Consider the following 10,438-nt stretch of genomic DNA (forward strand, 5'->3'; position numbering starts at 1 on the left):
TCATGTCCAGCCAGACGCACGCCCCGCGGATCGCGGTGGTCTCGGCGGGCCTCAGCCAGCCGTCGTCCACCCGCCTCCTGGCCGACCGGCTGGTCCAGGCCGTGCGGCGCGAACTGGCCCGCGGGGGACCGGAGCCCGAGGCACAGGTCGTCGAACTGCGCGACCTCGCGACGGAGATCGCCGGGCACCTCGTGACCGGCTTCCCGGCCCCCGCCCTGCGGCGCGCCCTCGACGAGGTGACGGGCGCGGACGCGCTGATCGCCGTCACCCCGGTCTTCGCCGCGTCGTACAGCGGCCTGTTCAAGTCGTTCTTCGACCTGGTCGAGCCCGACGCGCTCACCGGCAAGCCGGTCCTCGTCGGCGCCACCGGCGGGACGGCGCGCCACTCCCTGGTCCTGGAGCACGCCCTGCGGCCCCTCTTCTCGTACCTCCACGCGACCGTCGTGCCCACCGGCGTCTACGCCGCGTCGGAGGACTGGGGCGGCTCGGGCGACCCGCGCACCGACACGCTCCCCGGCCGCATGGACCGGGCGGCCAGGGAGCTGGCGGCCCTGCTCCCGGCCGGGGACCGCTTCCCCGCCCCGCCGCCGCGCGGCGACGCGGAGGCGGAGCCGCCGGGGGAGGGGACGGAGGAGCCCGAGGTCGTCCCCTTCGCCCAGCAGCTCGCCGCCCTGCGGCCCCGCTGAGCCGCGCCCCCTACGGGGTGGCGCCCGCGCCCGCCGACTCCCGCGCCGGAGCGGCGGGCGCGGGCCGTTCCGCCACGGGGCCGCGGAACGCGCCGCGCAGCAGCAGCCAGCCGCACAGCACGGCCATGGGGACGGCGGGCAGCCAGGTGAGCGTCGTGGCGCCGAGACCGGCGCCCCCGTCGTCCTCGCCCAGCAGCACGCCCACCAGCATGGACAGCACCATGTTGTTCCCTGCGTGCGCCAGCGCGGCGGTCCAGATGCTGCGGCTGCGGATGTACAGCCACGCAAGCAGCATCTCCTGCAACAGGAACGATCCGGTCCACACCAGCAGGCCGGCGCCGACGTTGGCGAACTCCACGTAGCCCACGAACGCCAGCGGGTAGTGCCACACCGCCCAGATCAGTCCGGTCACCACGACGGACCGCAGCGTGCCGCCGCCGATGCGCGGGCGCAGGTAGCTCGTCCAGCCGAACTCCTCGCCCCAGTAGAGCGGCGCCAGCAGCGGCATCACACCCACCAGTACCAGGACCGCCAGCCACCACGGCGTACCGGGCACGAGGTCCCGCAGCGGCCCCAGGTCGCCGTCCCACAGCCCGGCGAGCGCCGCGGTCCCTGCCGCGCCCGCCGTGATGGCGGGCGGGCCCAGCCAGGCGGCGGCGTAGTACGGCCACGCCTCCCGCAGCCGCAGCGCGAGGCCCGCGTCCGCGAAGCCCTCCCGCGTCACCCAGCGCCGCGCCACGATCGCGCCCACGGCGGGCATGAACGCGAACGGCAGCTGCACCAGCGGGTTCACGAGCGACATCCCCATGGCGTGCGCGCCCAGCACGAGCAGCCAGCCGGCGCCGAAGGAGATGGCGAAGAAGACCACAAGGCCTCTGCGCCGCGCCGTCGCGGACGGTTGCCTGGTCATCGGCTGACACCTTTCTCCATGCCGGCCCGGCGCCGCGTGGCCCCGGTGGCGAGTGCGGTGAGGAGCAGCAGCAGCGCCGCTCCGCAGAAAAAGGCGGCGTGCGGCCCGGCCGGGCGGCCGTTCTCCCGCACCGCGCCCATGAAGTCGAGCAGCGGCAGTCCGTTGACCGTCACGTACCACAGCGGCAGGTAGACGGCCTGGAACGTCCGGTGCGTGCGGCTCAGCGTGCCGAGCGCGAGCGCCAGGGACGGCACGAACACCGCGCCGCCGGCCCACGCGGCGGCTCCCGCGCCGTCACCCGCCGCCACGAGCCGGACCAGCGGCGTCAGACCGGTGGCGGCGGCCACCGCGATCCCCGCGCACCACTCGGCGAGCGTGCGCCGCACCGGCCCGGGGCAGGCCCCCAGCAGCACCGCGACCCCGTGCTCGTACCGCTGCGCGCCCATCCGGGACCACACCAGCAGCGGCCAGAGCCAGGCCAGCGGCAGCAGGATGCGCGTGACCCCTTCGAGGGGGACGCACAGGGCGGCCAGCGCGATCAGCGCCGTACCGGCCCACCACCACACGGGCCCGTGCGCGAGGACACGCAGCTCGCCCGTGAACAGGCGCGCGAAGGGACTGCCGTACGACACGGGGGTACGCGGCGGCCCGGCGTACCCGGGGACGGCTTGCCCCGGCTCGGGCACGACGGCCGTCACCGGCGCCTCCTCGGCGGCCGGTGCCGCGACGGCCCGCACGCTCCTGGACGGGTCGAACCGGTGGAACCACAGGGCGGGCAGCAGCGCGACCGGCACCGCGAGCAGCAGCACCGCGAGCCGCCCCGCCAGGAAGCCGCCGTCCGGCGTGAAACCGCCCCAGGTGAACGTCCGCAGCGGCTCCTCCACGAACGTGAACCCCAGACTGAAGTCCCCGCCGGACAGGGGCACCCCCTGCCGCGTCAGGTCGTCGCCCATCGTGGCCACCACGTCGTGGACCCCGATCCCGCCGAGCGGCGCGCCCTCCCGCTGGCCACCGAGCACCAGCACAAGCCAGACGAAGAACCACACGGCGTTCCCGACGCCCGTGCGCAGCAGCGGCGTCGTCTCGAACAGCAGGGCCGCCGCGGCGGTCAGCACCACCATCGGCAGCGTCAGCACCAGGAACGGCATCAGCAGCGGTCCCGGATCGAGCGCCCGGTCCTCCCCGCGCGCCAGCTGCATGACCACCGCCGTGCCCGCCAGCACCACCGCCATGGACCCCAGCAGCAGCGTGTTGCTCAGGAACTTCGACGCCAGGTAGCGCCACGTGGGCAGCGGTGTCGCCGCCACCTGGCGGCCCACACCCGTCGCCTCGTCCCTGGCCACGCCGTTGCGCGCCACGAAGAAGCCGCCGAACGTCAGCCACAGCGTCCCGGCCAGCGCTGTGGCCATCCCTGTGTAGGCGCTGTTGTACAGGCCCCGGTAGTCGCCGAGTTGCATGATCGCCCAGTGGCTGTCCACCGCGGGCACCGCCAGGTACCCCAGCCCGACGGCCCCGGCGAGGGTGACCGCGTACGCGGGCCGCCGCATCCGGTCCAGGAAGTCGGCGAACGCCAGCCTGCCGACCGCGGGCCTCACGGCAGCTCCCGCACGCCGGGGACCGGCCGCGACCCGGCCGCGCCCGTGCTCCCCACGACCGCGAGGTAGACGTCCTCAAGCCCCGCCGCCACCGGCTCCGCGTCCGCGGACGGCGCCGCGTCCGCCAGGACCCGCAGCCGCACCCCCGCGTCCGTGCGGACCATGCGGCTCACCACGTACCGCGCCTGCACGGCCGTCACGTGCTCGGGCGCCACCGTCAGCTCCCAGACCCGCCCCGACACCTCGTGCAGCAGCTCACCCGGCGAGCCGCGCCGTACGAGCCGTCCGCCGGTCATCAGCGCGATGTCCGAGGCCACCGACTCGATGTCCGAGACGATGTGCGTCGACAGCATGACCGCGCGGTCGGCGGCGAGGTCGCTCAGCAGGTTGCGGAAGCGCACCCGCTCCTCCGGGTCGAGCCCGGCGGTCGGCTCGTCCACGACCAGGACGCGCGGGTCGCCGAGCAGGCTCTGCGCGATGCCGACGCGCCGCAGCATGCCGCCCGAGTAGGTCCCGAGCGCCCGCTTGGCCGCCCCGGTGAGGTTCACCGTCTCCAGCAGTTCGTCGATCCGGCCGCGCGCCGAACGGGCCGAGAGCCCCTTCGCGGCGGCCAGGTAGGAGAGGAACTCCCGCGCGTTCAGATGCGGGTGCACACCGAAGTCTTGCGGCAGGTACCCGAGGGCGCGGCGCAGCGGCTCCGGGTCGCGTACCGCGTCCGCGCCGTCGAACAGCAGCGAGCCCGCGGTCGGCCGGGTGACCGTGGCGCAGATGCGCATCAGTGAGGACTTGCCCGCGCCGTTGGGGCCGAGCAGGCCGAGTATTCCGGGGCCCAGGCGCAGTGTCACCCCGGAGACGGCGCTCTTGCCGCCCCGGTAGACCTTGCCGACATCGATCAATTCGAGCATGACGCAACACTCGCCGAACCGCTCGTGCCCGCACATCGCGGCCGTGGGGGAAATCGCCCTCCCCCGGTCGGGGGAGGAGGCGGGGCCCCCGGGCGGGGGAGGGGATTGTCACAGGCCACTGCCATACTGGCCCGCGTGTGGAGACCGACTGGTCCGCTGCGCCGGGCCGACACCTACCGGGGGCAGCCCCTGGCCCTGGCCGGGGCGGCGCTCAGCCTGCCCGCCGCGGGGGTCGCGCTGGCCGCGGGGTTCGGCGCGGGCGCGTCGTTGCCGGGCGGCGGCAGGTTGGCCTCCCTCGTCCTCCTCGTCCTCCTGACCGCGGCCACCGGCGCGCTGCCCGCCGCCCGCCGCTGGAACATCCGACTGGTCAACCGCACGCTGCGGACCGCGCTCCCCACGCCGTTGCCGCCCGCCGCCCGTGCCTGGCGGACCCGCGCGAGGACGACCGCCTGGATCGTCCTGCACCAGGCGGCGAGCTGGGCACTGCTCGGCGCCACCGTCCTGTGCGTCACCGTCGCCCTGGTGTTCACCGGCGTCTGGATAGGCGGCGGCGACGACATCACCTTCTTCCGGCCCGTGCACATCGCCGCGGGCCCGGCCGGGGCGTGGACACCCGTCGTCTCCGCAGCCGCCCTCCTCCTGGGCTGCCTGCTGAGCGCCGGCGCCACCGCGCTGCTGCGCGCGGCGGCGTCCGCCCTCCTCGGGCCCGGCCCAGACGAACGGTTCGCCGCCCTGGAGACGCAGGTCCGCGAGCTGGAGCAGCGCAACCGCCTCGCCCGCGAGCTGCACGACTCCGTCGGCCACACCCTCACCGCCTCCACCGTCCAGGCCGCCGTGGCCGCGGAACTGCTGGAGACCGACCCCGCCGCCGCCCGCCGGGCGCTCACCGCCATCGAGGAGTCCTGCCGCAGCGCCCTGGACGACCTCGACCACGTCCTCGGTGTCCTGCGTGAGGGGCGCGCCGACACCACCCCGGACCACACGGTCACCGACCTGGCGCCGCTGCTCGAACGCCTCCGCCACACCGGCACGGACATCGACGCGCGCATGGACGGCGACCTTGCCCGCCTGCCCGCCGCGGTCTCCCGCGAGGCCTACCGCATCGTGCAGGAGGGGCTGACCAACGCCCTGCGGCACGCCCGCCACGCCCCCGTCACCCTGCGGGTCAGCGCCGCCGGGGACTGGCTCGCCATCGACCTGGCCAACCCGCTGCCCGGCCACCGCCCGCCCCGCGCACCGCGACCGCGCGGCGGACGCGGACTCAGCGGCCTGGACGAACGCGTCCGCCTGCTGCGCGGCGAGTTCACCGCGGGCCGCGGCACCGACGGCCGGTGGCACCTCACCGCGCGCATACCTCTGAGGTCCGGCTCATGACCCGCCCCGCACTGGACGTCCTGCTCGTCGAGGACGACGCACTCACCCGCACCGGCCTGCGCACCCTGCTGTCCGCCCAGCCCGACCTGACCGTGGTCGGCGAGGCGGCGGACGGCGCCGACGCCCTGCCGCTCGCCGAGCGCCTGCGCCCCGACATCGTGCTGATGGACGTCCGCATGCCGCGCATGGACGGCATCGAGGCCACCCGCCGCCTGCGCGCCGACCTGGACGACCCGCCGAAGATCATCGTCATCACGACCTTCGAGAGCGACGACTACGTGTACGACGCCCTGCGCGCCGGAGCGGACGGCTTCATCCTCAAACGGGCCCCCGTCCACCAGATCGCCCACGCCATCCGCCTCGTCGCGACCGGCGACACCCTCCTGTTCCCCGACGCCGTGCGAAGGCTGGTCGCCACCCGCCCCGCCACCACGGGCCAGGCCGGCACCCCGGGCAGGCTCCCCGTCCCCCTCACCGCCCGCGAGACGGACATCCTGCGCCTGATGGCCACCGGACTGTCCAACCCCCAGATCGCCGACCACCTCACCGTCAGCATGGAGACGGTGAAGACCCACGTGAGCAACGTCCTCACCAAACTGGGCGCACGCAACCGCACGCAGGCCGTCATCCTCGCCTACGAGAACCGCATCGTCGTGCCCGGCGAGCGCTGACCCCCCGCCCCGGCGCGCCACTTCACCCGCCACCGGCCGCCCACCCGCCCAGTGGCAGACTGGGCCCGTCACCACCGGGCACCGGGCCCGGGGCCGGAAGGGGAACGGGGGACGACGGCCCGGATGCGACTGCTCCACACCTCCGACTGGCATCTCGGCCGCAGCTTCCACCGCGTCGGCCTGCGCGACGAACAGGCGGCGTTCCTCGACCACCTGGTCACCACCGCGCGCACCGAACGCGTCGACGCCGTCCTCGTCGCGGGCGACATCCACGACCGCGCCATCCCCCCGTTGCACGCCGTCCGGCTCCTCGACGACGTCCTCCACCGCCTCGCGGACACCGGCATCCCCGCCATCCTGATCTCCGGCAACCACGACTCGCCCCACCGCCTCGGCTCCGGCGCCCGCCTCATCGCCCGCGCGGGCATCCACCTGCGCACCGACCCCGCCGACTGCGCCACCCCCGTCGTCCTCTCCGACGCCCACGGCGACGTCGCCTTCTACGGCCTGCCCTACCTCGAACCCGCTCTGGTACGCGACGAGTTCGCCGTCCCCAAGGCGGACCACGCGGCCGTGGTCGGCGCCGCCATGGACCGCGTGCGCGCCGACCTCGCCCGCCGCCCCGCCGGCACCCGGTCCGTCGTCCTCGCCCACGCCTTCGTCACCGGCGGCCGGCCGTCCGACAGCGAACGCGACATCACCGTCGGCGGTGTCGCGGCCGTCCCCGCCGCCCTCTTCGACGGCATCGACTACACCGCGCTCGGCCACCTCCACGGCTGCCAGACCCTCACCGAACGCGTCCGCTACGCCGGTTCCCCGCTCGCCTACTCCTTCTCCGAGGCCGGGCACCGCAAGTCCCTGTGGCTCATCGACCTCGGCCCCGCCGGGGAAGTCCACGCCGAACGCGTCGACTTCCCCGTCCCCCGCCCCCTCGCCCGCGTCCGGGGCCGCCTCGAAACCCTCCTCACCGACCCGTTGCTCGCCCCCCACGAGGAGGCCTGGGTCGAGGCGATCCTCACCGATCCCGTCCACCCCGACGAGCCCATGGCCCGCCTCACCGCGCGCTTCCCACACGTCCTCAGCCTCGTCCACGACCCGGAACGCACCGATCCGGCGTCCCCCGCCTCGTACGCCCAGCGCCTCAGCGGACGCGACGACCGGCAGATCGCCGAGGACTTCGTCGCCCATGTCCGCGCCGGTCAGGGACCCGACGACGCCGAACGCGCCCACCTCCGCGCCGCCCTCGACGCGGCCCGCGTCCACCGGAGCACCCCATGAGGCTGCACCGGCTCACCCTCACGGCCTTCGGCCCCTTCGGCGGCACCCAGCATGTCGACTTCGACCGCCTCTCCACGGCCGGTCTCTTCCTCCTCCACGGCCCCACCGGCGCGGGCAAGACCTCGGTCCTGGACGCCGTCTGCTTCGCCCTCTACGGAACGGTCCCCGGCGCGCGCCAGACCGCGGGCGTCTCCCTCCGCAGCGACCACGCCGCCCCCGACAACGCCACCGAGGTCGTCCTCGACCTGACCCTCGGCGACCGGCGCCTGGAGATCACCCGCCGCCCCGAGCAGACCCGCCCCAAGCGCCGCGGCACGGGCACCACCCGCGACCGCGCCCGCACCCTCCTGCGCGAACACGACCCGGTCACCGGCACCTGGCGCGCCCTCAGCAGTTCGCACCAGGAGGTCGCGGACGAACTCGGCGGCCTCCTCGGCGGGATGAGCCGCGACCAGTTCTGCCAGGTCGTCCTCCTGCCGCAGGGCGACTTCGCCCGCTTCCTGCGGGCGAACGCGGAGGAACGCGCCCGGCTCCTCGGCCGCCTCTTCGACACCCGCCGCTTCGCCGCCGCCGAGGCCCACCTCGCCGACCTCCGCGCCGAGGCCGCGAGCCGTGTCCGCGAGGCCGACGAACGCCTCCTCGCCACCGTTCACCGCATGTCCCAGGCCGCCGCGGCCCTGCCAGGCCTGCCCGATCCGCCGGACACCCCCGACGCCGGGAGCGACCTCGCCGAGGCCGTCCTCACCTGGGCGGCCCAGGCACGCTGCACCGCCCGCGAGCACCAGGACATCGCCGCCACCGCCCTGCGCGCCGCCGAGACCGCGCACGCCACGGCCGACGCCGAGCACGCCGACACCCGCGACCGCGCCCGCCGCCAGGAGCGCTTCGCCGACGCCCGCCGCCGCGCCGAAGCACTCGCCGCCCAACAGCCGGATCGCGACCGCGCCCGCCTGACCCTCGAACGCGCCCGCGCCGCCGACACCGTCGCCCCTGCCCTCACCCTCCGCGACACCACCGATGCGGAACACCGCACCGCCACCACAGCCGAACGCCACGCCCGCGGCCAACTCCCGCCCGACCTCGCCACCGCCCCCGCCGCCCAGCTCACCACCCGCGAACGGGCCGTCCGCGAACAGCTCGGCTCCCTCGCCACCGCCGCCCAGGCCGAGACCCGCGCCCTGCGCCTCACCGCCGAACTCGCCGACCTGGACACCGCCGCCTCCGCCGACCGCGACCTGCTCGCCACCCAGCTCCCGCACCTCGCCGCCTGGCCCGACACCGCCGCACGCCTGCGGCAGCGCGTCGAGCTCGCCGCGGAGGCCGCCGCGCGCGCCGACGTCCTGGCCCAGCGCCTCGACCCGGCGGAACGCCGCCTCGCCGCCGCCGACCGCCGCGACGCGCTCGACACCGCGGTCCGCACCGCCGAGGACGACCTCCTGCACGCCCGCGAAACCGCCGCCGACGCCCGCGCCCACTGGCTCGACCTGCGCGAACGCCGCCTGCGCGGCATCGCCGCCGAACTGGCCGCCGCCCTCACGCCAGGCGAGCCCTGCGCCGTCTGCGGCTCGCCGGAACACCCCCGCCCCACCCCCGCAGCCGCCGACCACGTCGACCGCGCCGACGAGGACGCCGCGTCCGCCGCCCACCAGGAGGCCGACGCCCACCGCGCCCGCGCCGAGGCACGGCTCGCCGCGCTGCGCGAGGAGCGCGCCACCGCCGCGGCCGAGGCGGGCGACGAGCCCCGCGCGTCACTCGCCGAGACCGCCGCCACGCTGCGCGCGGACCACGACGCCGCCCGCAGGGCCGCCGCCTGCGAGCCCGCCGCACGCCAGGCCCTCACCTCCGCCGAGCGCGACCACGAGACCCTGCGCGACCGCGTCCAGGACACGGAACGCCGCATCGCCGCCCGCACCTCGCAGCGCGCCGCACTCGCCGCCGAACGGGCCGCCCTGCGCGACGACATCGACCGCGCCCGCGCGGGCGCCCCCACGGTCGCCGCCCGCACCGCCGACCTCGCCGCGCTCGCCGACGCCCTCGGCCTCGCCGCCGCGGCGGCACGCGCCGCGGAGGAGACCGCCGACCGCCTCAAGACGGCGGACGACCAGGTCGCCGACGCCGCCTACGCCGCCGGATTCCCCACCCCGGGCGCCGCGGCCGACGCCCGGCTCACCCAGCCGGAACAGCGCGCGCTCCAGCACCGCCTGGACACCTGGCACGCCGAGGAGAGCGCCGTCGCCGCCGTACTCGACGAGGAACGCGCCGCCGCCCCCGCGGACCCCGCCCCCGCCGACCCGTCCCGCACCGCCGCCGTACTCGCCGAGGCGACCGCGCGACTGCGCACGGCCGCCGCCGCCGAGTCCGCCGCCCGCACCCGCCGGGACGAACTCGACCGCCTCTCCGCCCACGCCGCCGCCGACCGTGAACGGCTCGCCCCCCTGCGCGCCGAGGCACGCGGCATCGCCAGACTGGCCGCCCTCACGGCGGGCACCTCGGCGGAGAACGAGTACCGCATGCGCCTGGAGACGTACGTCCTGGCCGCCCGCCTCGAACAGGTCGCCGCCGCCGCGGGCACCCGCCTGCACCGCATGTCCTCCGGCCGCTACACGCTCGTCCACTCCGACGCCCGCGCGGCCCACCGCGCCCGCTCGGGACTCGGCCTGCACATCCTCGACGCATGGACGGGCCGCGCCCGCGACACCGCCAGCCTCTCCGGCGGCGAGTCCTTCTTCGTCTCCCTGGCGCTCGCCCTCGGCCTCGCCGACGTCGTGACGGCCGAGGCGGGCGGCATCCGGCTGGAGACCCTGTTCATCGACGAGGGGTTCGGCAGCCTGGACGAGCAGTCGCTCGACGAGGTGCTCGACGTGCTCGACGGCCTGCGGGAGCACGACCGCAGCGTCGCGATCGTCAGCCACGTCCCCGACCTGCGCTCCCGGGTGCCCGTACAGCTCGAAGTGGTCAAGACCCGCACGGGCTCCGCGCTGCGGCACCACATGACGCCGGCGGACGCCTGAGACGGCCG

The 10,438-nt window shown here is 76.1% G+C and carries 8 protein-coding genes; 5 read left to right on the top strand and 3 right to left on the bottom strand.

The features are described 5' to 3' along the window. The first annotated feature begins 2 nt into the window (after positions 1 to 2). Entirely contained in the window at positions 3 to 686 is a 684-nt protein-coding gene (locus ACL02R_RS29565) for an FMN reductase (RefSeq protein ID WP_412800036.1), read from the top strand. Positions 687 to 696: 10 nt separating this feature from the next. Here the strand turns inward: ACL02R_RS29565 and ACL02R_RS29570 are convergent, their stop codons facing one another. The 3 genes from ACL02R_RS29570 to ACL02R_RS29580 are packed head-to-tail and all read right to left on the bottom strand — an operon-like array spanning position 697 to position 4,096. Further along, positions 697 to 1,596: a CPBP family intramembrane glutamic endopeptidase gene (locus ACL02R_RS29570; RefSeq protein ID WP_412800037.1), complete on the bottom strand. Its 900-nt coding sequence runs from the start codon at positions 1,594 to 1,596 to the stop codon at positions 697 to 699. Continuing rightward, complete coding sequence (locus tag ACL02R_RS29575) at positions 1,593 to 3,191, bottom strand: hypothetical protein (RefSeq protein ID WP_412800038.1); 1,599 nt, start codon at positions 3,189 to 3,191, stop codon at positions 1,593 to 1,595. Before ACL02R_RS29575 ends, ACL02R_RS29570 begins: the two co-directional genes overlap by 4 nt. Then, positions 3,188 to 4,096, bottom strand: coding sequence for an ABC transporter ATP-binding protein (locus ACL02R_RS29580; protein WP_412800039.1), 909 nt, complete (start codon positions 4,094 to 4,096; stop codon positions 3,188 to 3,190). Before ACL02R_RS29580 ends, ACL02R_RS29575 begins: the two co-directional genes overlap by 4 nt. Positions 4,097 to 4,231: 135 nt before the next feature. Here ACL02R_RS29580 and ACL02R_RS29585 point away from each other — a divergent pair, with 135 nt between their 5' ends. The 4 genes from ACL02R_RS29585 to ACL02R_RS29600 all read left to right on the top strand — a co-directional run bounded on the left by ACL02R_RS29585 (position 4,232) and on the right by ACL02R_RS29600 (position 10,430). Beyond that, the gene (locus tag ACL02R_RS29585) at positions 4,232 to 5,470 is read left to right on the top strand and encodes a sensor histidine kinase (protein ID WP_412800040.1); all 1,239 of its coding nucleotides are present in this window, start codon (positions 4,232 to 4,234) and stop codon (positions 5,468 to 5,470) included. Then, positions 5,467 to 6,141 carry a response regulator gene (locus ACL02R_RS29590; protein WP_412800041.1) on the top strand — a complete coding sequence of 225 codons (675 nt, stop codon included), beginning with the start codon at positions 5,467 to 5,469 and terminating at the stop codon, positions 6,139 to 6,141. The genes ACL02R_RS29585 and ACL02R_RS29590 overlap by 4 nt, the downstream gene beginning before the upstream one ends. 123 nt (positions 6,142 to 6,264) lie before the next feature. Then, positions 6,265 to 7,419, top strand: coding sequence for an exonuclease SbcCD subunit D (locus tag ACL02R_RS29595; protein ID WP_412800042.1), 1,155 nt, complete (start codon positions 6,265 to 6,267; stop codon positions 7,417 to 7,419). Beyond that, the gene (locus tag ACL02R_RS29600) at positions 7,416 to 10,430 is read left to right on the top strand and encodes an AAA family ATPase (protein ID WP_412800043.1); all 3,015 of its coding nucleotides are present in this window, start codon (positions 7,416 to 7,418) and stop codon (positions 10,428 to 10,430) included. Before ACL02R_RS29595 ends, ACL02R_RS29600 begins: the two co-directional genes overlap by 4 nt. The last annotated feature ends 8 nt before the right edge of the window (positions 10,431 to 10,438 follow it).

It is taken from the genome of Streptomyces sp. MS19, from assembly GCF_047200595.1.
In the GTDB taxonomy this organism is placed as follows: Bacteria; Actinomycetota; Actinomycetes; order Streptomycetales; family Streptomycetaceae; genus Streptomyces.